The sequence below is a fragment of the Leptothrix discophora genome (assembly GCF_030705305.1).
Classification (GTDB): domain Bacteria; phylum Pseudomonadota; class Gammaproteobacteria; order Burkholderiales; family Burkholderiaceae_C; genus Sphaerotilus; species Sphaerotilus discophorus.
The window spans coordinates 37,026-57,469 of the sequence record NZ_JAUZEE010000003.1; the positions used below are offsets into that span (position 1 = coordinate 37,026).

Here is a 20,444-nt window from a genome sequence, read left to right on the forward strand (position 1 = left end):
GTCGGATGGCTCGCCCGGCTCATTCGATGGCCGAGTTCGAGCGTGCGCGCTCGCGCAGCTGGAACTTCTGGATCTTGCCGGTCGAGGTCTTGGGGATGGCCTCGAAGCGGATCTCGCGCGGCACCTTGTAGCCCGCCAGCAGTGACTTGCAGTGCGCGATCAGCGCGGCCGCGTCGACCTGGGCGCCGGGCGCCAGTTCGACATAGGCCAGCGGCGTCTCGCCCCACTTCGGATCGGGCTTGGCGACCACCGCTGCCGCCATCACGGCCGGGTGGCGGTAGAGCGCGTCCTCGACCTCGATCGAGCTGATGTTCTCGCCGCCCGAGATGATGATGTCCTTGGAACGGTCCTTGATCTTGACGTAGCGGTCCGGCTCCATCACCGCCAGGTCGCCGGTGTGGAACCAGCCGCCCTCGAAGGCCTGGTGCGTCGCCTTCGGGTTCTTCAGGTAGCCCTTCATGACGATGTTGCCGCGGAACATGATCTCGCCCATGGTCGTGCCGTCGGCCGGCCGCTCGGCCAGGGTCTCCGGGTCGAACACCGCCATGCCTTCCTGCAGCTCGTAGCGCACGCCCTGGCGGCCGTTCAGGCGGGTCTGCTCGGACAGGTCGGCATCGGCCCATTCGGGGCCCTTGACCGCCACGGAGGCCGGGCCGTAGACCTCGGTCAGGCCGTAGACGTGGGTGATGTCGAAGCCCAGCCGGGCCATGCCCTCGATCATCGCTGCCGGTGGCGCGGCACCGGCCACCAGGCCGCGCACCTTGCCCAGTCCGGCGCGCAGCTCGGCCGGCGCGTTGATCAGCAGGCTGTGCACGATCGGCGCGGCGCAGTAGTGGTCGACGCCGTGCTCGCGCATCGCCGTCAGGATCGCCCCGGCGTCGACCTTGCGCAGGCAGACATGGGTGCCGCCCAGCAGCGCCACGGTCCACGGGAAACACCAGCCGTTGCAATGGAACATCGGCAGCGTCCACAGGTAGACCGGGAAGTGCGGCATGGTCCAGGTCACGCTGTTGCTGACAGCGTTGAGGTAGGCGCCGCGGTGGTGCGTGACCACGCCCTTGGGGTCGCCGGTGGTGCCGCTGGTGTAGCTGACCGCGATGGCATCCCACTCGTCGGATGGGCCTTCGAGCCGGACCAGCGGCTCGTGCGCGGCCAGCAGCGTCTCGTACTCGTGCGTGCCGAGGCGCTCGTGCGGGCCGGCGAACTCACTGTCGCAGACGTCGATCACGACCAGCTCGCGGCCATGGCTGGCCTTCAGCAGCGCCAGCGTCTTGTCGATCAGCGGGGCGAACTCGCTGTCCGTGATCAGCACCATGGCCTCGCAGTGGTTCAGCTGCCAGGCCAGCAGGGCCGCATCCAGCCGGGTGTTGAGCGTGTTCAGCACGGCCCCCAGCGCCGGCACGGCGTAGTGGACCTCGACCATCTCCGGCGTGTTGGGCAGCATCGCGCTGACGGTGCAGCCCTTGCCCACGCCCAGCACGCGCAGCGCGGCGGCGAGCCGGGCGCTGCGTTCGCGCAGCTGGCCCCAGCTGTAGCGACGCGCGCCGTGGATCACGGCTGGCCGGTCGCGGTAGACCTCGGCACTGCGCTCGATGAAGCTGACCGGGCTCAGCGGCACGTGGTTGGCGGCGTTGCGCGGCAGGTCCTGGTCGTAGATGCCGGGCGTGGTCACGAAGGGTTGCGGAACGGGGTTCACCGGAGCCTCCTGAAACAGATGCCTGCACTCTAGCGAAGCCGCCTGTCCCGAGGCTGTCCGGTCGGAACGTACACTGCCGCGCCGCTCGCGTTGCCTGTCCCAGGCGCGCGCCCCACCCTGCCGTCCCCCGCCGATGTCCGTCCTGTCCGCCGCGTCGAAACCTGTCCTGGCGCTGGCCCTGATCCTGGGTCTGTGCGCCGTGCCGAGCGGGCCTGCCGACGCGGCGCAGCAGACGTACATCGCCCTAAACAAGGCCCCAGACAAGGCCCCGAACAAGGCGCCGCGCAAGCCCGCCCGCGCCGCCCAGGTCGACACCCCGCCCTACGGCCTGCGCGAGGATGTGCAGGCCTGGATCCGCGAGCAACAGGCTGCCCATCCCGAATGGCCTGCCGACTGGGTCGCCCGCACCATCGGCCAGGCCCGCCACATCCCGCAGGTGCCGCAACTGATCATGCCGCCGCCGGCCGGCACCGCGAAGAACTGGACCGCCTACCGGGCCCGCTTCGTCGAGTCGCGCCGCATCGCCGCCGGCGTCGCGTTCTGGCGCGAGCATGCCGATGCGCTCGCCCGTGCCGAGGCCCGCTGGGGCGTGCCGGCCGAGGTCATCGTCGGCATCATCGGCGTCGAGACGCTCTACGGGCGTCACACCGGCCGCCTGAGGACGGTCGACGCACTGGCCACGCTGGCCTTCGACTTCCCGAGCGGCCGCAGCGACCGCAGCGCCTTCTTCCGCAGCGAACTGAGCGCGCTGCTCGAACTGGCGTTGCGCGATGGCATCGCGCTCGACACGCTGCGCGGCAGCTACGCCGGTGCGCTGGGCTGGCCCCAGTTCATGCCCAGCTCCTGGCTGCGCCACGCGGTCGACTTCGACGGCGACGGCCGCATCGCGCTGCAGGACAGCCCGGTCGACGCGATCGGCAGCGTCGCCAACTTCCTCGCGGCACACGGCTGGCAGCCCGGCCTGCCCAGCAGCTATGGCGTCAGTCCGCCCAGCCAGGCCGATGCGCTGGCCACGCTGCTCGCGCCCGACATCAAGCCCAGCTTCGCGCCGGTCGCGATGGCCCAGCTCGGCGCCGCGCTGGACGAGGCCGCGATGGAACACGGCGGCCCGCTGGCGCTGATCCGGCTCGAGAACGGCGACACGGCCGAACCGACCTACCTGGCCGGCACACAGAACTTCTGGGTCCTGACCCGCTACAACTGGTCGGCCTACTACGCCAGCGCGGTGCTCGAACTGGGCCGCGCGGTGGCCCAGGCCCGCTGACGTCGCCCGGCCCGACCCCGACCCTCTTCCTTCCTTCCGGTCCCCATGCTTCAACTCAAGAACATCACACTGCGACGCGGCACCAAGGTCGTGCTCGACAGCACCGGCTTCACGCTGCAGCCCGGCGAGAAGGCCAGCCTGGTCGGCCGCAACGGCGCCGGCAAGTCCAGTCTGTTCGCGCTGCTGACCGATCGCCTGCAGGCCGACGCCGGCGACGTCGAGATGCCGCCGCGCTGGCGCCTGGCCGAGGTCGCGCAGAACATGCCCGAGACCGACATGCCGGCCACCGAGTTCGTGCTCGATGGCGACACGCCGCTGGTCGCCGCGCGGGCCGCGCTGCTGGCGGCCGAGGCCTCCGGCGATGGCCACGCGATCGCCGACGCGCACGTCGCGCTGGCCGAGGCCGGCGAGTTCGACGCCCGCTCGCGCGGCCAGGCCCTGCTGCTGGGCCTGGGCTTCACCATGGCCCAGGTCGACGCGCCGGTGAACAGCTTCTCCGGCGGCTGGCGCATGCGCCTGCAGCTGGCCCGCGCGCTGATGTGCCCGAGCGACCTGCTGCTGCTCGACGAGCCGACCAACCACCTGGACCTCGACGCGCTGGTCTGGCTGGAAGCCTGGCTGCAGCGCTACGAAGGCACGATGCTGGTCATCAGCCACGACCGCGAGTTCCTCGACGCGATCACCCGCGTGACGCTGCACCTCGACGAATCGAAGCTGACCCGCTACGGCGGCAACTACAGCAGCTTCGAGATCATGCGGGCCGAGCGCATGGAGCAGCAGCAATCGGCCTTCTCGCGCCAGCAGGAGAAGGTTGCCCAGCTGCAGCGCTTCATCGACCGCTTCAAGGCCAAGGCCAGCAAGGCCAAGCAGGCGCAGAGCCGCGTCAAGGCCCTGGCCCGGATGGAGAAGCTCGCGCCGGTGCTGACCAGCGCCGACTTCGAGTTCGAGTTCCGCGAGCCCGCCAGCCTGCCCAACCCGATGCTGGTGCTGACCGATCTGCAGGTCGGCTACCGGGGCGTCGACGGGGAGCCGGACAAGGCCATCGTCCATCGCATCAACAAGAGCGTGCTGCCGGGCCAGCGCATCGGCATCCTGGGCGCGAACGGCCAGGGCAAGTCCACGCTGGTCAAGACGCTGGCGCGCACGCTGCCGGCGCTGGACGGCCACATCCAGGAGGGCAAGGGCCTGGCGATCGGCTATTTCGCGCAGCAGGAGATGGACGTGCTGCGGCCCGACGAAGGCCCCTTGCAGCACATGATCCGGCTCGCCCGCGAGGTCAGCCCGCAGGCCCGCGAGCAGGAACTGCGCGACTTCCTCGGCCGCTTCCGTTTCGTCGGCGACATGGTCGCGCAGGCGGTCGGCAGCCTGTCGGGCGGCGAGAAAGCCAGACTGGTGCTGGCCATGCTGGTCTGGCAGCGCCCCAACCTGCTGCTGCTGGACGAACCGACCAACCACCTCGACCTGACCACCCGCGAGGCGCTCAGCCTGGCGCTCAACGAGTACGAAGGCTCGGTGATGCTGGTCAGCCACGACCGCGCGCTGCTGCGCGAGGTTTGCGACGAGTTCTGGCTGGTCGCGCACGGCAAGGTCGAGCCCTTCGACGGCGACCTGGACGACTACCAGAAATGGCTGCTCGAACAGAGCCGCGAGACCCAGCGTGCCGCCCGCGAGGCGCAGAACCCCGCCAAGGCAGGCGCCACGGCCGCCGCTGCGGGCAAGTCCGCATCGGCTGCCAGCCCCGTGCCGAGCGCGGCCAACCGCGAGGACCGCAAGGCCGCCGCCGAGGCGCGCCAGAAGCGCGCCGAGCAGGTCCGCCCGATCAAGAAGGAGCAGACCGCCGTCGAGAACCGCATGGCGGCCGCGCAGACCGAGCACGACCGGCTGCTGGCCGGCCTCGGCGACGCCGGCCTGAGCCCGGCCGACCGGGCCGAGCAAGGTCGCCGCGTCAAGGCCCTGGCCGACGAGATCGAGACGCTGGAGATGCGCTGGCTCGAACTCGGCGAGGCGCTGGACGCGATCAACGGCAACTGAACCCGGTCGGATCAGCCCCACAAAAGACTGGATGTTCATACAGTCTTTTGTGGCAGACTGGCACGCCATGAGCCGTGCCACTCCCCGCCGCGTCCAGCGCGCCCCCGAGCGTCTTGCCCCGCAGCGGCGCATCCCGCGCCAAGCTCGCGCACCGTTGCCGGAAGCGATCGACGGCCCGCCAGTTGACGCGCCTGCCGAGGTGGCTCACGCAGCCCAGGTCGCTGCGCCGGCCGGATCGCCGCTCGGCGCGCCGGTCGTCGCCCCGATCCGGCCGGTCGACGGCCCCAGCCTGGCGCTGTTCGATGCGCCCGATGCATCGACGTCCGGGCGGAACCGCCGCCGTGGCCGTCCACCCCGCCCCCCCGAGCAAGCCGCGCACGAGGATGCCGCGGCCACCGATCCGGGCTGGCGCGAGCAGCCCTGGCCCGGCATCCGGCGACGCGGCGAGGCCGCCGAAGCGCCGGCAGCCTCGCCGGCCGTGGTGGTCCCCGAAACCTGCCTGAGCCTGCTGCGTGCCAACGACCGCCACGACCTGCCCTGCCCGCTGGTCGCCAACGCCTACCGCGTCGAGGCGGCGGCCGGCGACGCGCCGGGCGGCCTGCGCATCCACGCCAAGGTCAACGCGCCCCAGCGCCTGCGCGAGGCGCTGCGCCGCCCCGGCCTGGTCGTCCGCCCGATCCAGCTGGGCACGCTGGCCGACCCCTACCTGCCGGTCGAACGCGAGCAGCGCCTGACCCGCGCGCTGCTGGAGGTGCTGGCCGAGGCGCGACACCCGGTCGGCCTGCTGACCGCGTCGCCCGCCGTCGTGCGCGACCTCGACCTGCTGGCCGGCCTGGCCGCACGCCGGCAGGCGGTCGTGCTGATGCGGCTGGCGCCTTCCAGCTGCCCGCTCGGGTGGACCGGCGAAGGCGACGTGCCGCCGGCGCGGTTGGCAGACGCTGTACCGACGCCCAAGCCCGCCGCCACGCGGGGCCGCCCGCGCAAGTCCACCGCGGACGTCCCTGGCGCGGCCCTGCGCCAACAGCTGGCCGCCAGCCTGTGGCTGCAGTCGCTGGCCCGGCTGGCGCGGGCCGGGATCCCGGTGGGCGTGCAACTGGACCTGGCCGCCGATGGCGTCGACGCCGCCGATCTGTTGCCGCCCGTCGCCGACCCGTCCCGGCGCGAGGCCTGGCTGGCGCTGTTCGCCCAGCTGCGCGCCGCCGGTGCGTGCTGCTGGCGTTGCAACCTGCCGGGCGAACGCCTGGACGATGCCCTGGCGCTGTCCGACCTGGCCGCGCAGGCTGGCCTGGGCAGCACGCTGCCGGCACTCGATGCGCGCCCCTTCGTCGCCCCCGCGGCCGTCGTCCCGGCCGGACCGCGGCAGGTCACCCTCTTTTGATGCCTGTTGACTGACGCCTGACGCCTGACGCCTGACGCCAGACGCCTGGCCCGTGACCCGGACGGACGGACGGACAGCTTCCCGCATCCTGGGTTTGAAAGACCACATTGCGAACAATTCAATTGTTCGCAATTAAATTCGCGCCCATGCCTGCATCCGTCGTCCCGATTCCTGCTGAACCGCTTCCGGCCGAGGTCCTGCCCGACGACTTCCTGCGCCTGGACCAGCAGCTGTGCTTCGCGCTGTATTCGGCCTCGCTGGCGATGACCAAGGTCTACCGGCCGCTGCTCGACGCGCTGGGCCTGACCTATCCGCAGTACCTCGTGATGCTGGTGCTGTGGGAGCGCGGCAGCGCCTCGGTCGGCGAACTGGGCGAACGCCTGAACCTGGACTCCGGCACCCTGACGCCCCTGCTCAAGCGCCTCGAACAGCAAGGTCGCCTCGCCCGGGAGCGCAATGCCGTCGATGAACGCCGGGTCGACGTCCGGCTGACCGAGGAAGGCCTGGCGCTGCGCGAACAGGCCCGCCAGATCCCGCCCCGCATCCTCGAAGGCGTCGGCTGCACCGTGGACGAACTCGGGTCACTGACGCGCCGGTTGCAGGCCCTGCGCGACACGCTGCAGGACCGCTGAAGACCGCCCGGCCCGGCCGGCTTCACCCGCACCGCCTCATCGCCTCACCGCCTTACCGTCCCTCCGCCCGACCGCGGGCAACCCACCGCCGCAAACGGCACCTCACCGAAAGGACCTCCCATGGCACTCCAGCAAGTTCTCTACACCGCTCACGCCACCTCCAACGGCGGCCGCGACGGCAGTTCGAAGTCCGACGACGGCCGCCTGGCGGTCAAGCTGTCGGTGCCCAAGGGCCTGGGCGGCGACGACGGTCCCGGCACCAATCCCGAGCAGATGTTCGCGGCCGGCTACTCGGCCTGTTTCCTCGGCGCGCTGAAGTTCGTCGCCGGGCAGAAGAAGGTGGCCCTGCCGTCGACCGTCTCGATCGACGCCAGCGTCGGCATCGGCCCGATCCCGACCGGCTTCGGCATCCAGGCCGCGCTGACCGTCTCGATCCCGGGCATGGACAAGGGCCAGGCCGAAGAACTGGTGCAGGCCGCCCACATCGTCTGCCCGTACTCCAACGCCACGCGCGGCAACATCGACGTCACGCTGACCACGGTGGTCTGAGCATCCGGATCTTGACGAGGCAGGCCGGCGTCTCCGCAGGGAGGCGCCGGCCTGCGGCCTTTCAGGCGACGCGGTGCGAGCCTGCGTCCAGGCGCATCAAGCCCGGTGCATCAAGCCCGGTGCATCGTCGCCAGCAGGCGCAGCAGCAGTTCGACCCGCGCCTGGGCTGGCGTGAGGCCTTCGGCGCTGGGCAGGCTCTCGACGCTGCCGGGCAGGATCACGCCCGAGCCATGCCGCAACGCACGCAGCACCGCCACGCCTTCCCGGGCTGCGCGCATCAGGCTGGCGCGCAGGTCGTCATGCACCGTGCCATTGCCGGTGCAGGCGACCACGATGCCCTGGACGCCGGCGTCGAGCAGCAGGTCGACCAGGCGACCGTCCGCCCCGCCGTGGCTGACGACGATTTGCACCTCGGGCCAGATCTCGGCGGCCAGCACGGCCAGTCCCAGCGGCTCACCGGTTGGCCAGTCGCGCAGGCGGCGCATCCGGCCCTCCTCGAGATAGCCGATCGCACCGGCATCGCCGGCGCTGAACGCGTCGGTGCGGTAGGGATGCACCTTGCGGACCTCGTGGCCGGCCCAGACCGTGCCCGCGACGACGGCCAGCACGCCGCGCGCCTCGGGCAGGCAAGCCAGCTCGATCGCGTGGCGAAGATTGGTCGGACCGTCTGCCTCGGAGGAACTCGCCGGCCGCATGGCCGCGGTCAACACCAGCGGCTTGGACGGCGCCAGCACCCGTTGCAGCAGGTAGGCGGTCTCTTCCAGCGTGTCGGTGCCGTGCGTGATCACCACGCCGGCGACGTCCTCGCGGTTCAGGTGGAAGGCGGCGCGCTCGGCGATGCGGCGCCACACAGCGTGGCTCATGTCCTTGCTGTCGACCTGGGCGACCTGCTCGACCTCAAGCCTCAGGCCCGCAGCAACCCGCGTGTCCAGCCCCGGCACGCCGTCCACCAGGTCTCCCACGCCGACCAGGCCAGCGCTGTAGCCGACGTTGTCGTGCGCATCACCGGCCTTGCCCGAGATCGTGCCGCCCGTGCCCAGCACCACGACGCCCCGCGTGGCGCCCGCGTCACGCGCTTCGGTTCCCTCGCTCATCATGCTTGTCATGCCCTTGGAACTGGATAAAAATACAGATGCTGGATGAACAGCCAGTGCCCTCGCCAGCCGGCGTCGGGCGTGCAGCCGGCGAGGCCCCGTGAACGACAGCCCCAAATTGACCGCGCGACAGCAGCAGGTTCTCGAACTGATCCAGAGCAGCATCGAGCGCACCGGCGCCCCGCCCACCCGGGCCGAGATCGCCGCCGAACTCGGCTTTCGGTCCGCCAACGCCGCCGAGGAACACCTTCAGGCCCTGGCACGAAAGGGCGTCATCGAACTGCTCGGCGGCACCTCGCGAGGCATCCGTTTGCAGTCTGACACACTGCGCTCGATCCATGAATCGCGCCTCAAGGGCATCGGCCAGCAGTACAACCTGCCCCTCGCCGCACTGGCCCAGCTGAGCCTGCCACTGGTCGGCCGGGTGGCCGCTGGCCACCCCATCCTGGCCCAGGAACACGTCGACCAGACCTACACGGTCGAGGCCCACCTGTTCGCCCGCAAACCCGATTTCCTGCTGAAGGTGCGCGGCATGAGCATGCGCGACGCCGGCATCCTCGATGGCGACCTGCTCGCGGTGCAACGCGCCAGCGAGGCCAAGAACGGCCAGATCGTCGTGGCCCGGCTGGGTGACGAGGTGACGGTCAAGCGCTTCCGGCGCAGCAAGGCAGGCATCGAGCTGATCCCCGAGAACCCCGACTTCGACATCATCCACGTCGGCGACGACAGCCCCGAGTTCACGCTTGAGGGCCTGGCCGTCGGCCTCATCCGCAACACGATGCTGATGTAACGCCTGCGTGCGGCCTAGGCTCAGGGCCGTCCATCGGCACGCGTCGAAGGCCCGTCCGTGACGTGATGCCGGCGGCGCCCTCCGCGTTCGAGGGAGCGCCTCAACCTCGGCGTCGACGGCGCCGATACAACCGCCAGATGGAATTGACGGCAGCCCGCGAGGACGCCGCGTGATCACTCACGCGCATGTCCGCATGACTTCCGTCCCCGTGACATAACCGACCGGAGTTCGTGATGCAACGTTGGCTACAGCAATGGTTCCTACACCTGGGCGCGGGCTTCATGCCGCAGGCGGCCATCCCGAGCATCGATCCGCGTGCGCCCAGCTCGCTGATCGTCCAGGGCCACGCACCCCATGCCCTGCCACGCCGCGGTCGGTCGCGTCGGCCCGTCGTCGTCACCGCCCGTCCGGCCGAGTCGGCTGGACGATCCCTCGACGCCGACACCACGCGCCGCGTGCACCTGAGCGTGGACCCAGCCGACAGCAGCCGCACACGCATCTGTGGCCGCATGGCCGATGTCTGCGACGCCCTGGACGCCCTGATCGATCGCGAGGCCGCACAGCAGGCCGGGCTGACGGTGCACGCTTCCGGCCTGAACGGTTGAATTCGTTCTGCCAGCCTTCCGCGAGCGGGCGGGAGACGGCGGCGCCTGCGGCCGCACGACAATCGCCGCATGAGTCTCCAACGTGTCGCCGCGCCGGATGTCATGCCGGCGCTGGAAAGCTACAGCGCCATCATCGATGTGCGCTCCCCCTCCGAGTTCGCCGAGGACCACCTGCCCGGTGCCATCAACTGGCCCGTGCTGGACGACGAGGAGCGCCGCATCGTCGGCACCCTCTACAAGCAGGTCTCCGCCTTCGAGGCCCGCAAGCGCGGTGCCGCCCTGGTTGCCCGCCGGATCGCCGACCACATCGACCGGTGGGTCGCGCCGGTCGACAAGCACTGGCGTCCCCTGGTCTATTGCTGGCGAGGTGGTGACCGCTCCGGAACCATGTCCTGGTTCCTGGACCGCATCGGCTTGCGCACCAGCGTGATCGACGGCGGCTACAAGGCCTACCGCAACCAGGTCCGCGAGGACCTCGACACCTGGCCGGCACGCTTCCAGTGGCGCGTGCTGTGCGGCAAGACCGGCTCGGGCAAGACACGGCTCCTGCATGCGCTGGCCCGCCAGGGCGCGCAGGTGCTGGACCTCGAGGGCCTCGCGGTGCATCGCGGCTCGGTGCTGGGGCTGCCGCCCGGCGAGACGCAACCCAGCCAAAAGATGCTGGACAGCCGGATCTGGCAGGCCCTGCGGCGCTTCGATCCAACCCGACCCGTCTACGTCGAGAGCGAGAGCAAGAAGCTCGGCCAGCGCTGGTTGCCGGAGGAACTCATCGCCCGCATGCGCGCCGACGGCCGTTGCGTTCTGGTCGAGATGAGCGACGAGGCTCGCCTGCAGTTGCTGCTGGAGGACTACGACCACCTGCACCGCGACCCGGAGAACTTCTGCCGGCTGCTGGGCGCCCTGGTCGAACTGCGGGGCCGCGAGCGGGTTCAGCAGTGGCAGGCGCAATCGCGTGCGGGCCAGACGGCCGCCGTCTTCATGGACCTGATGCTGCAGCACTACGACCCGGGCTACATGAGCTCGCTGGCCCAGCATTTCGTGGGGTTGGCGGCAGCCCGCCGGCTCGTGCTGGCCGATGGCGGCGAGGCCAGCCTGAGCGATGCCGCGCGGCAATTGATCGCCGACGAGGGCTGAATCAGCCGGCAGGCGCGAGCCTCGCTGGCCCCAAGACAAACGGCGCACCGAGGTGCGCCGTTGGTTCATTCAGATGGGTACATGCCATCGCACCCCACGATGGGGCTTGCAAGCCCCATCGGTTCGTCCGGCAGGAAAAGGTCCTCAGGACCTTTTCCTGTCCGGACTCACCCCATGTGCAGGCCGCCGTTGCAGCTGAAGTCGGCACCGGTCGTGAAGCCCGAATCATCGCCGGCCAGCCAGCCGACGATGGAGGCGATCTCTTCCGGGGTGCCCAGGCGCTTGACCGGGATGGTGGCGACGATCTTCTCCAGCACCTCCGGCTTGATCGCGCGGACCATGTCGGTGCCGATGTAGCCCGGGCTGACCGTGTTCACGGTGACGCCCTTGGCCGCCATTTCCTGCGCCAGGGCCATCGTGAAGCCGTGCATGCCGGCCTTGGCGGCCGAGTAGTTGGTCTGGCCGGCCTGGCCCTTCTCGCCGTTGACCGACGAGATCTGGATGATGCGGCCGAAGCCCCGCTCGGCCATGTCCGCGACCACCTGCTTGGTGACGTTGAACATCGACGTCAGGTTGGTGCTGATGACGGCTTCCCAGTCTTCCTTGCTCATCTTCAGGAACATGCGGTCGCGCGTGATGCCGGCGTTGTTGACCAGCACGTCGATCGGACCATGTTCGGCCTTGGCCTTGGCGAAGGCCTCGACGGTCGAATCCCAGTCGGCCACGTTGCCCGCCGAAGCGTAGAAGGTGTAGCCCAGGACGCGCTGTTCCTCGATCCACTTCACGTGGTCACGGCTGGGGCCGCAACCGGCGATGACCTTGAAACCGTCCTTCGCCAGACGCTGGCAGATGGCGGTACCAATGCCACCCATGCCACCCGTCACATACGCCACTTTCTGTGCCATTGCTCTGCTCCTCTGTGCAAGTCGATCTGAGACGTCCGCATCATCGCGCGGCCAGATCGGTTCACGGGTCCGTACTCACCCCGTATCGTTCGCGGCCCGCCTCGTGGTGAGGCTCGGCCGGTCTCCTGTCCGGCGCTCGACGGTCAGCGCCGGAATCTTGTGCAGGCGGTCGTCAGACCTTCTGCTTGACGTATCGGCCGGGTGCCGGCTCGATCGCCTTGTACTTGCGGTTGCCCGGCGACTTCGGCGCCGCCTTGAGCTTGCCGCCGTTGGCCTTGAGCCAGTCCGACCAGTCCGGCCACCAGCTGCCGGGCTGGTCGGTCGCGCCGTCGAGCCACTGCTCGGCGGCCTTGGGCAGCTGGTCGTTGGTCCAGAAGTTGCGCTTCTTCTTAGCAGGCGGGTTGATCACGCCGGCGATGTGGCCGGAGGCACCCAGCACGAAACGCAGCGGTCCCTTGAGCACCTTGGTGTTCAGGTAGGCCGAGTCCCAGGGGACGATGTGGTCCTCGCGCGAGGCGTAGATGTAGAACGGCGCCTCGATCTTGCCGAGGTCGACCTTCTCGCCGCACACCGTCGTCGCACCCGGCTTCTTGAGCTTGTCCTCGAGGTAGGTGTTGCGCAGGTACCAGCAGTACATCGGACCCGGCAGGTTGGTGCTGTCGGAGTTCCAGTACAGCAGGTCGAACGGCGGCGGCGTCTCGCCCTTGAGGTAGTTGCCGACGACGTAGTTCCAGACCAGGTCGTTCGGACGCAGGAAGCTGAAGGTGGCCGAGAGTTCCTTGCCCTTGAGCAGCGCCGGGCCCTTCGGGGCCTTCTCGCCGATGGTCATCTCGCGGACCTTGACCATGGCCTCGTCGATGAACAGGTCCAGCACCCCGGTGGCGCTGAAGTCCAGGAACGTGGTCAGCAGCGTGACGCTGGCGGCCGGCTGCTGGCCGCGCGCGGCCAGGACGGCCAGCGCGGTGCTCAACAGGGTGCCGCCGACGCAGAAGCCCAGCATGTTGAACTTCTCGCTGCCGCTGATCTCGCCGACCACCGAGATCGCCTTGATGACGGCGTCCTCGATGTAGTCGTCCCAGGTCTTGGCGGCCAGGCTTTCGTCCGGGTTGCGCCAGCTCACCACGAAGACGCGGTGGCCCTGCGCGACCGTGTAGCGGATCAGCGAGTTGTCCGGCTGCAGGTCGAGGATGTAGAACTTGTTGATGCAGGGCGGCACGAACAGCATCGGGCGCTCGTGGACCTGCTCGGTCAGCGGCTTGTATTCGAGCAGCTGGAACAGCTCGTTCTCGAACACCACCGAGCCTTCGGTCGTGGCGACGTTGCGGCCGACCTCGAACAGGCTCTCGTCGGTCTGCGAGACATGACCCTGGCGGATGTCGTTGAGCAGGTGCTGCATGCCCAGCGCGATGCTTTCGCCCTTGGTCTCGATCGCCTTCTTCTGCGCCTCGGGATTGAGCGCGAGGTAGTTCGAAGGCGCGGCCGCGTCGATCCACTGCTGCACCGAGAAACGCACCCGCGCACGCGTCTTGGCGTCGCCCTCGACGGCATCGGCCAGCGACATCATCGTGCGCGCGTTGAGCAGGTAGACCGCCGCCGAAAAGCCCGACAGCGGGTTGCTCTTCCAGGCTTCGTTCGAGAAGCGACGGTCGCCGGCCATGGCCTGGAAGGAACCGGAAATGGCCCCGTTCCAGAGTTCGGCGGCGGCGGCCATGTACTCGGCCTGGATGCGGTTCAGGTCAGCCGGCGCGATCTTGAGCTGCGAGAAACCCTTGAGGGAATCACCCAGGCTCGCACCGAGTTCTCCGAGTTGCTGGCCGGCTTCGCCAAACTGCGGCGTGCCGGTCATGGAGAACGCCTGCTTCAGGCTCTCTTCGAGGTTGAGGCCCATCGAGCCACCCAACCCGGGCATCTGCCCGAGAAATCCACTCATCGTCTCCTCCATCGGGTACACGGTGCATGGCCATGCCATGCGTCAGGACAATCCGTCGCCGGGCCCGGAATGGACTGGACGGCGAAAATGATTATGGGTCTTGAGCCTTGCATGAAACTGTAGGTGTCGCACCCGCGACACCGGACCGCCACAGGAAACTCGGATGTATCTCGTCGCCATTGCATGGTTTTATGTCGCCCTGATGATGGCCGTGGCGGAGGCCGTGCACCCGGGCGGCTCGCTGCTCGGCGCCTTCTTCACGCTGATGCTCTACGGGGTCGGCCCGATCGCGCTGGTGCTCTACCTGCTGGGCACACCGTTGCGGGCGCGGGCACGCCGCAAGGCTGAACAGGGCACCGTGACGATGCCCGCCTCAGCCCCCGTCGCGCAGCCAGACGAAGCCGGCCATGCGGCCGGTGAGCCGGTCGCGGCGGAACGAAAAGAAGCGTGACGGCTCGCTGGCGGTGCACCAGCCGGTGCCTCCGTCCATCCCACCGCTGACTCCACCGCTGATCCCACCGTCATTCCCGCCGACCGCCGTGACGCCGGCCTGAGCCAGTCGCTTGCGCGCCAGTCCCGCCAGGTCGGCCCACCACTTGCCCGCCACGCCGGCACGCGGCCGGAACGACGCGCCAGGCTCATCGACTGAGCCACCGAAGGCCGCCAGCACGTCGGCGCCGACCTCGAAGGCGGCCGGTCCGATGCAGGGCCCGAGCCAGGCCTCGACACGATCGGGCGACACGCCGTGGCGCGCGTGCAGGGCGGCCAGCGTCGCCTCCAGCACGCCGCCGGCGAGGCCGCGCCAGCCCGCATGGGCGGCGGCCACCGCACGGCCGTCGCGGTCGGCGAACAGCACCGGCAGGCAGTCGGCCACCTGGACCTCACAGGCCAGGCCCGGACGACCGCAGACCGACGCATCGGCCACCGGCAAGCCGCCGCCCGCATCGACCTGCTCCAGCGCGCAGACCACCGTCCCGTGGACCTGGTCCAGCCGCACCGGCCGCGCACCGATCCAGCCCTGCAGCCGGGTCCGGTTGACAGCAACGGCGGCCGGGTCGTCGCCGATCTCGGCCTTCAGGTTCAGCGCATCGAAGGGCGCGACGCTGACACCCCCGACCCGCGTGCTCATGAAGGCGCCGACCGCCGGGTGGCTGAAGACAGGCCAGAGGCCACGTTCGTCCTGGCGGGTCGACGGGGCGGCGACCGGCTGGGTCGACACGCTCAGGGACGACAGGCTCATTCCTGGGCGTCCGGACAGGCCGAAGGCTGGGCCGCCTGGAAGGCCGGCAAGGCCATGCAGGCCTCGAAGATGCGCATGACGGTGGGCAGGCCGTCGAGCCGGCAGTCGAAGCGCTGGGCATTGAAGATCTGCGGCACCAGCAGGCAGTCGGCCAGGCCGGGCGTGTCGCCGTGGCAGTGGCGGCCGGTGGCCGGCTCGCTGGCCAGGCGGCGCTCGACCACCTCCAGCCCGCCTTCGACCCAGTGGCGATACCAGGCGTTCTTGGCGTCCTCGCTGACGCCCAGGTCCTTGACCAGGTAGCGCAGCACGCGCAGGTTGTTCAGCGGGTGGATCTCGCAGGCGATGTCCAGTGCCAGCGAACGCACCCGGGCCCGGCCGAGCGGATCGGCCGGCAGCAGCGCCGGGTCGGGGTGGGTCTCGTCGAGGTACTCGATGATGGCCAGCGACTGGCTGATCGCCTGATCGCCGTCGACCAGCAGCGGCACCAGGCGCTGGGCCGAGCGGGCGGCGTAGTCGGCACCGAGCTGCTCGTTGCGCACCAGGTGGACCGGCTGGTAGTCGTAGGGCAGGCCCTTGAGCGCCAGGGCGATCCGGACCCGGAACGAGGCCGACGAGCGGTGGTAGTTGAACAGCTGCAAGGACATGGGAACGCTCGTGACCAGGGGGATAGGGAGGCGGTGGCGACCGCGCCATCCGGGCCCGTGAAGGACCTCGCGGCAGACCGCCGGAATCGGCAAACGATCATGCCACGCAGACCCTCGCCGCTACACTGGAACGATGCCTCTCACGCCCCGCATCAAGCATTGCCGAGCCTGCGGCACGCCGGTCGCCTACCGCGTGCCGGCCGATGACAACCGCGAGCGCGCCGTCTGCCCGGCCTGTCACGAGGTGCACTACGAGAACCCGCTGAACGTGGTCGGCACGGTGCCCCATTGGGAGGACAAGGTCCTGCTGTGCCGGCGCAACATCGAGCCGCAACGTGGCTTGTGGACGCTGCCGGCCGGCTTCATGGAACTGGGCGAGACGACGGCAGAAGGCGCACTGCGCGAGACCGTCGAGGAGGCCGGCGCGGCCATCGAGATGCTGCCGCTCTACACCGTGCTGAACGTGGTGCGGGCCGGCCAGGTCCACCTGTTCTACCGCGCCGCGCTGCAGCACCTGCGCTTCGACCCAGGGCCCGAGACCATCGAGGTCCAGCTCTTCAGCGAGGCCGACCTGCCCTGGCATGAACTGGCCTTCCGCACCGTGCGGGTGACGCTGGAGCACTACTTCGCCGACCGCCGCAACGGCCAGTTCGGCGTGCACCACAGCGACATCGCCTGAGCCCTGCCGACGCCGGCAACCCGACGCGCGACGCCGCCCTGCGCGTCGCCCCACCTGCCTCCGACATGACCGACGCCGCCGCGCCTCCGCCCCAGCCCGTGCCCGGAACCGAACCGGCCATCGAGGCACCCGATCCCGTCGTCGCCCGGCTGCGCGAGGACCTGATCCACCCCGATCCGCTGCTGGACTGCCTCATCGAGGTCTGCCGGCTGCACGGCGTGAACGTCTCGCGCGCCGGGCTCAGCGCGGGCCTGCCGCTCGAAGAGGGCCGCCTGACCCTCGCGCTGGCCGACCGTGCCGCCGCCCGTGCCGGCATGAGCACGCGGCTGCAGCGCCTGCGTCGCACCCGCATCGACCCGGCCACGCTGCCCGCCATCCTGCTGCTCAAGGGTGGCAACGCCTGCGTGCTGCTCGGCTGGACGCCCGAGGGCGACGCCCGCGTGCTGCTGCCCGAGACCGGCCAGGGCGCCATCGTCATGCACCGCAACGAGCTGCGCCGGCGCTACACCGGCGTGGTGCTGTTCGTGCGGCCGCATTTCCGCTTCGACGAGCGCACGCCGCAGCCCGCGCCGCCCGACACCGGCCACTGGTTCTGGTCGGCCGTCAGCAGCCAGCGCGGCGTCTACCGCGACGTGCTGTGGGCGGCGCTGCTGATCAACCTCTTCGCCTTGGCGTTCCCGATCTTCACGATGAACGTCTACGACCGCGTGGTGCCCAACCACGCCACCGAGACGCTCTGGACGCTGGCCATCGGCCTGCTGATCGTGCTGGGCGCGGACCTCTACCTGCGCCTGTTGCGCAGCCGTTTCGTCGACGAGGCCGGCGCGCGCATCGACCTGCAGCTGTCGGCCAGCCTGCTCGAACGCGTGTTGGGCATGAAGCTCGAACACCGGCCGGCCTCGGTCGGCAGCTACGCGGCCAACCTGCGCGGCTACGAGCAGGTGCGCGACTTCATCGCCGCCTCCACCGTGACGACGCTGATCGACCTGCCCTTCGCCCTGCTGTTCCTGTTGGCGATGACCTGGATCTCGGGCTGGCTGGCGCTGCCGGTGCTGCTGGCCTTCGGCGCGATCCTGTTCATGGGCTGGACGCTGCAGGGCCGCCTGCACCGCCTGGCCAAGTCGACCCACCAGGCCAGCGCACAGCGCAACGCCACGCTGGTCGAGGCCCTGACCGGACTGGAGACGCTCAAGACCCAGGCCGCCGAGGGCGTCATCCAGGCCCGCTGGGAACGCGGCAACCAGTTCCTGGCCCAGGCCCAGGTGGCCATGCGCGGCATCGCCAACCGGGCCAGCTTCGGCACCTCGACGCTGGTGCAGGCGGTCTCGCTGCTGATCATCGTGATCGGCGTCTACCTGATCGGCGACCGCCAGCTGACCATGGGCGCGCTGATCGCCTGCACCACGCTCGCCTCGCGGGCGCTGGCGCCGGCCGGCCAGATCGTCGGCCTGCTGATGCAGTACCAGGGCGCGCGCACCGCGCTGGAGGCGCTCAACGGCGTCATGGCCCAGCCGATCGAGCGCGAGGTCGGGCAGAACTTCCTGCACCGTCGCGAGCTGCGCGGCGAGATCGAGCTGCGCGACGTCCGCTTCGCCTACCCCGGCCGCGACGACGCGGTGATCGACGGCGTCAGCCTGCGCATCCAGCCCGGCGAGCGGGTCGCGCTGATCGGCAAGGTCGGCTCGGGCAAGAGCACGCTGCAGAAGCTGATGCTGGGCCTGTACCAGCCCAGCGCCGGCGCGGTGCTGCTCGACGGCATCGACCTGCGCCAGCTCGACCCGGCCGACGTGCGCCGCAACATGGCCTATGTCTCGCAGGACGTCACGCTGTTCTACGGCACGCTGCGCGACAACATCACGCTGGGCATGCCCTATGCCGACGACCAGAGCGTGGCCACCGCGGCCGAGATCGCCTGCCTGACCGAGTTCATTCACCGGCACCCGCGCGGCTACGACCTGCAGGTCGGCGAACGCGGCGAGCTGCTGTCGGGCGGCCAGCGCCAGAGCGTGGGCCTGGCCCGCGCGCTGCTGCACAACGCGCCGCTGCTGCTGCTCGACGAGCCGACCAGCGCGATGGACTTCTCGACCGAGGCGATGGTCACGCGCAAGGTGGCCGATTTCGCCGAGGGCCGCACCGTCGTACTGGTCACGCACCGCACCTCGATGCTGGCGCTGGTCGACCGCATCGTCGTGGTCGACGGCGGGCGCGTCATCGCCGACGGACCGCGCGACCGCGTCCTCGAAGCCCTGCAATCCGGCCGCATCGCGAGGGCCGCATGAACGACACCACCCGAAGCCGGCAACGGCCCGATGGCCGCGACACGGCCGAAGCCGGCGCCGACACCCTGCGACCCGAGCCGACCGCGCTCGGCGCGGCCGTCCAAGAAGCGGCCGCCGCACCGGGTCGCCTGGAGCGCGCCCAGGCCTTCGTCGCGAAGGTGCTGCGCCACGTCTTCGGCAGCACGGTGACCGACCTGCCCGATCCGGGCGCCGAGCAGCGCGCCCGCCAGAACCGCTTCAACTACGAGTACGAGGCGCTCGACCTCATGAGCCGGGAGGACACCGCGCGGGCCCAGCTCGTCGTGCGGGTGGTCTCGCTGATCGTGCTGCTGCTGCTGCTGTGGGCGGCGATTGGCCAGATCGACGAGGTCACGCGCGGCGACGGCAAGGTGATCCCGTCGCGCCAGCTGCAGGTGGTGCAGTCGCTCGATGGTGGCGTGGTCTCGGAGATCCTGGTGCGCGAGGGCGACAACGTCGAGGAAGGCCAGCTGCTGCTGCGCATCGACGAGACCCGCGCCACATCCGGCGTGCGCGAGAGCGCCGCGCAGGTGTTCGCGCTGAAGGTCCGCCAGGCCCGCCTGAAGGCGCTGGCCGAAGGCGCGAGCTTCAACCCGCCGTCACCGCAGCCGGGCAATGCCGAGGAAACGCGCATCGTCGACGAGGAGCGCAACCTCTACAACGCCCGCGTCAGCGAGCTGCAGGCCACGCTGTCGATCAGCAGCCAGCAGCTGCAGCAGCGCCAGCAGGAACTCGGCGAATCGCAGGCCCGCCAGTCGGCCGCTCAGCGCGCGCTGGCGCTGTCGCGCCAGGAACTGCAGAAGACCCGGCCGCTGCTGGCCACCGGCGCCATCTCCGAGGTCGAGGTGCTGCGCCTGGACCGGGAGGTCAGCCGCAACCGCGGCGACGTCGAGGCCGCCGCTGCCCAGATCGCCCGCCTGCAGGCCGCCATCGGCGAGGCCCGCCGCAAGAGCCAGGAGACCGAGCTTCAGTTCCGCAACGAGGCCCGCCGCGAGCTGTCGGACGTGCTGGGCCGGCTCAGCGCGCTCAACCAGGGCGCCGTCGCGCTGGCCGACCGGGTCAGCAAGGCACAGGTCAAGTCGCCGGTGCGGGGCCGGGTCCAGCGCCTGCTGGCCAACACCATCGGTGGCGTGGTGCAGCCGGGCAAGGACATCGTCGAGATCGTCCCGCTGGACGACACGCTGGTGCTGGAGGCGCGCGTCGAGCCCAAGGACATCGCCTTCATCCATCCCGGCCAGGCCGCGATGGTGAAGTTCACCGCCTACGACTTCTCGATCTACGGCGGCCTGGAGGCGGTGGTCGAGAACATCAGCCCGGACACGCTGGTCGACGAGCGCGGCAATGCCTACTACCTCGTGCGCGTGCGCACCAACCGGCCCGAGTTCGGCGAGGACCAGCCGATCATCCCGGGCATGACCGCGTCGGTGGACATCCTGACGGGGAAGAAATCGGTGCTGTCCTACCTGCTCAAGCCCATCCTGAAGGCCCGTGCCTACGCGCTGCGGGAACGTTGAGGCGGGGGCGACGTCGGCCGAGCCCGCCGGGGTTCGGCCCGCCCTCAACCTGAACTGAACAT

The 20,444-nt window shown here is 70.1% G+C and carries 18 protein-coding genes; 12 read left to right on the plus strand and 6 right to left on the minus strand.

Annotated features, from left to right (window positions below; translation table 11 throughout):
• Positions 1-19: 19 nt before the first annotated feature.
• Entirely contained in the window at positions 20-1,696 is a 1,677-nt protein-coding gene (locus Q8X39_RS06315; protein WP_305748809.1) for an acyl-CoA synthetase, read from the minus strand.
• A 133-nt stretch (positions 1,697-1,829) separates the two neighbouring features.
• On the opposite strand from Q8X39_RS06315, the gene mltB reads away from it, so the two are divergent.
• The 5 genes from mltB (at position 1,830) to Q8X39_RS06340 (ending at position 7,550) form a co-directional block, all read left to right on the plus strand.
• Entirely contained in the window at positions 1,830-2,960 is a 1,131-nt protein-coding gene (gene mltB / locus Q8X39_RS06320; protein WP_305748810.1) for a lytic murein transglycosylase B, read from the plus strand.
• Between the two features lie 45 nt (positions 2,961-3,005).
• Positions 3,006-4,991 carry an ATP-binding cassette domain-containing protein gene (locus tag Q8X39_RS06325; protein WP_305748811.1) on the plus strand — a complete coding sequence of 662 codons (1,986 nt, stop codon included), beginning with the start codon at positions 3,006-3,008 and terminating at the stop codon, positions 4,989-4,991.
• A gap of 199 nt (positions 4,992-5,190) precedes the next feature.
• Positions 5,191-6,369, plus strand: a complete 1,179-nt coding sequence (locus tag Q8X39_RS06330; protein WP_305748812.1) for an SPL family radical SAM protein — start codon at positions 5,191-5,193, stop codon at positions 6,367-6,369.
• 146 nt (positions 6,370-6,515) lie between these two features.
• Positions 6,516-7,001: a MarR family winged helix-turn-helix transcriptional regulator gene (locus Q8X39_RS06335; RefSeq protein ID WP_305748813.1), complete on the plus strand. Its 486-nt coding sequence runs from the start codon at positions 6,516-6,518 to the stop codon at positions 6,999-7,001.
• 120 nt (positions 7,002-7,121) lie between these two features.
• Positions 7,122-7,550, plus strand: a complete 429-nt coding sequence (locus tag Q8X39_RS06340; RefSeq protein ID WP_305748814.1) for an organic hydroperoxide resistance protein — start codon at positions 7,122-7,124, stop codon at positions 7,548-7,550.
• Positions 7,551-7,660: 110 nt separating this feature from the next.
• Here Q8X39_RS06340 and Q8X39_RS06345 read toward each other — a convergent pair whose 3' ends face one another.
• Positions 7,661-8,644 (minus strand): asparaginase, encoded by a 984-nt coding sequence (locus Q8X39_RS06345; RefSeq protein ID WP_305748815.1) that lies wholly within the window; start codon positions 8,642-8,644, stop codon positions 7,661-7,663.
• 100 nt (positions 8,645-8,744) lie between these two features.
• Here Q8X39_RS06345 and lexA point away from each other — a divergent pair, with 100 nt between their 5' ends.
• The 3 genes from lexA to mnmH all read left to right on the plus strand — a co-directional run bounded on the left by lexA (position 8,745) and on the right by mnmH (position 11,173).
• Entirely contained in the window at positions 8,745-9,434 is a 690-nt protein-coding gene (lexA, locus tag Q8X39_RS06350; protein ID WP_305748816.1) for a transcriptional repressor LexA, read from the plus strand.
• Positions 9,435-9,667: 233 nt separating this feature from the next.
• Complete coding sequence (locus Q8X39_RS06355; protein ID WP_305748817.1) at positions 9,668-10,039, plus strand: hypothetical protein; 372 nt, start codon at positions 9,668-9,670, stop codon at positions 10,037-10,039.
• Between the two features lie 69 nt (positions 10,040-10,108).
• Positions 10,109-11,173, plus strand: coding sequence for a tRNA 2-selenouridine(34) synthase MnmH (gene mnmH, locus Q8X39_RS06360; RefSeq protein ID WP_305748818.1), 1,065 nt, complete (start codon positions 10,109-10,111; stop codon positions 11,171-11,173).
• A 167-nt stretch (positions 11,174-11,340) separates the two neighbouring features.
• Here mnmH and phbB read toward each other — a convergent pair whose 3' ends face one another.
• Positions 11,341-12,078, minus strand: coding sequence for an acetoacetyl-CoA reductase (gene phbB, locus Q8X39_RS06365; protein WP_305748819.1), 738 nt, complete (start codon positions 12,076-12,078; stop codon positions 11,341-11,343).
• 172 nt (positions 12,079-12,250) lie between these two features.
• Positions 12,251-14,008 (minus strand): class I poly(R)-hydroxyalkanoic acid synthase, encoded by a 1,758-nt coding sequence (gene phaC / locus Q8X39_RS06370; RefSeq protein ID WP_305748820.1) that lies wholly within the window; start codon positions 14,006-14,008, stop codon positions 12,251-12,253.
• Between the two features lie 163 nt (positions 14,009-14,171).
• On the opposite strand from phaC, the gene Q8X39_RS06375 reads away from it, so the two are divergent.
• Positions 14,172-14,459, plus strand: a complete 288-nt coding sequence (locus Q8X39_RS06375; protein ID WP_305748821.1) for a hypothetical protein — start codon at positions 14,172-14,174, stop codon at positions 14,457-14,459.
• On the opposite strand, the gene pgeF is transcribed toward Q8X39_RS06375, so the two are convergent.
• Both pgeF and maiA read right to left on the minus strand, forming a co-directional pair.
• The gene (gene pgeF / locus Q8X39_RS06380) at positions 14,382-15,248 is read right to left on the minus strand and encodes a peptidoglycan editing factor PgeF (RefSeq protein ID WP_369538096.1); all 867 of its coding nucleotides are present in this window, start codon (positions 15,246-15,248) and stop codon (positions 14,382-14,384) included. The two genes, Q8X39_RS06375 and pgeF, sit on opposite strands and share 78 nt — an antisense overlap.
• Positions 15,245-15,886 (minus strand): maleylacetoacetate isomerase, encoded by a 642-nt coding sequence (maiA, locus tag Q8X39_RS06385; RefSeq protein ID WP_305749281.1) that lies wholly within the window; start codon positions 15,884-15,886, stop codon positions 15,245-15,247. Before maiA ends, pgeF begins: the two co-directional genes overlap by 4 nt.
• 139 nt (positions 15,887-16,025) lie before the next feature.
• Between maiA and Q8X39_RS06390 the strand changes: the two genes are divergently transcribed.
• The 3 genes from Q8X39_RS06390 (at position 16,026) to Q8X39_RS06400 (ending at position 20,382) form a co-directional block, all read left to right on the plus strand.
• Positions 16,026-16,571 (plus strand): NUDIX hydrolase, encoded by a 546-nt coding sequence (locus Q8X39_RS06390; protein ID WP_305748822.1) that lies wholly within the window; start codon positions 16,026-16,028, stop codon positions 16,569-16,571.
• A 65-nt stretch (positions 16,572-16,636) separates the two neighbouring features.
• Positions 16,637-18,850, plus strand: coding sequence for a type I secretion system permease/ATPase (locus Q8X39_RS06395; protein WP_305748823.1), 2,214 nt, complete (start codon positions 16,637-16,639; stop codon positions 18,848-18,850).
• Positions 18,847-20,382 carry an HlyD family type I secretion periplasmic adaptor subunit gene (locus Q8X39_RS06400; RefSeq protein ID WP_305748824.1) on the plus strand — a complete coding sequence of 512 codons (1,536 nt, stop codon included), beginning with the start codon at positions 18,847-18,849 and terminating at the stop codon, positions 20,380-20,382. The genes Q8X39_RS06395 and Q8X39_RS06400 overlap by 4 nt, the downstream gene beginning before the upstream one ends.
• Positions 20,383-20,444 lie beyond the last annotated feature (62 nt).

Coding starts and splice junctions, on each gene's coding strand:
- mltB (WP_305748810.1), top strand. CDS start 1,830: ATGTCCGTCCTGTCCGCCGCGTCGAAACCTGTCCTGGCGCTGGCCCTG.
- Q8X39_RS06325 (WP_305748811.1), top strand. CDS start 3,006: ATGCTTCAACTCAAGAACATCACACTGCGACGCGGCACCAAGGTCGTG.
- Q8X39_RS06335 (WP_305748813.1), top strand. CDS start 6,516: ATGCCTGCATCCGTCGTCCCGATTCCTGCTGAACCGCTTCCGGCCGAG.
- Q8X39_RS06340 (WP_305748814.1), top strand. CDS start 7,122: ATGGCACTCCAGCAAGTTCTCTACACCGCTCACGCCACCTCCAACGGC.
- Q8X39_RS06345 (WP_305748815.1), bottom strand. CDS start 8,644: ATGAGCGAGGGAACCGAAGCGCGTGACGCGGGCGCCACGCGGGGCGTC.
- Q8X39_RS06355 (WP_305748817.1), top strand. CDS start 9,668: ATGCAACGTTGGCTACAGCAATGGTTCCTACACCTGGGCGCGGGCTTC.
- mnmH (WP_305748818.1), top strand. CDS start 10,109: ATGAGTCTCCAACGTGTCGCCGCGCCGGATGTCATGCCGGCGCTGGAA.
- phbB (WP_305748819.1), bottom strand. CDS start 12,078: ATGGCACAGAAAGTGGCGTATGTGACGGGTGGCATGGGTGGCATTGGT.
- phaC (WP_305748820.1), bottom strand. CDS start 14,008: ATGAGTGGATTTCTCGGGCAGATGCCCGGGTTGGGTGGCTCGATGGGC.
- Q8X39_RS06375 (WP_305748821.1), top strand. CDS start 14,172: ATGTATCTCGTCGCCATTGCATGGTTTTATGTCGCCCTGATGATGGCC.
- pgeF (WP_369538096.1), bottom strand. CDS start 15,248: ATGAGCCTGTCGTCCCTGAGCGTGTCGACCCAGCCGGTCGCCGCCCCG.
- Q8X39_RS06390 (WP_305748822.1), top strand. CDS start 16,026: ATGCCTCTCACGCCCCGCATCAAGCATTGCCGAGCCTGCGGCACGCCG.
- Q8X39_RS06395 (WP_305748823.1), top strand. CDS start 16,637: ATGACCGACGCCGCCGCGCCTCCGCCCCAGCCCGTGCCCGGAACCGAA.
- Q8X39_RS06400 (WP_305748824.1), top strand. CDS start 18,847: ATGAACGACACCACCCGAAGCCGGCAACGGCCCGATGGCCGCGACACG.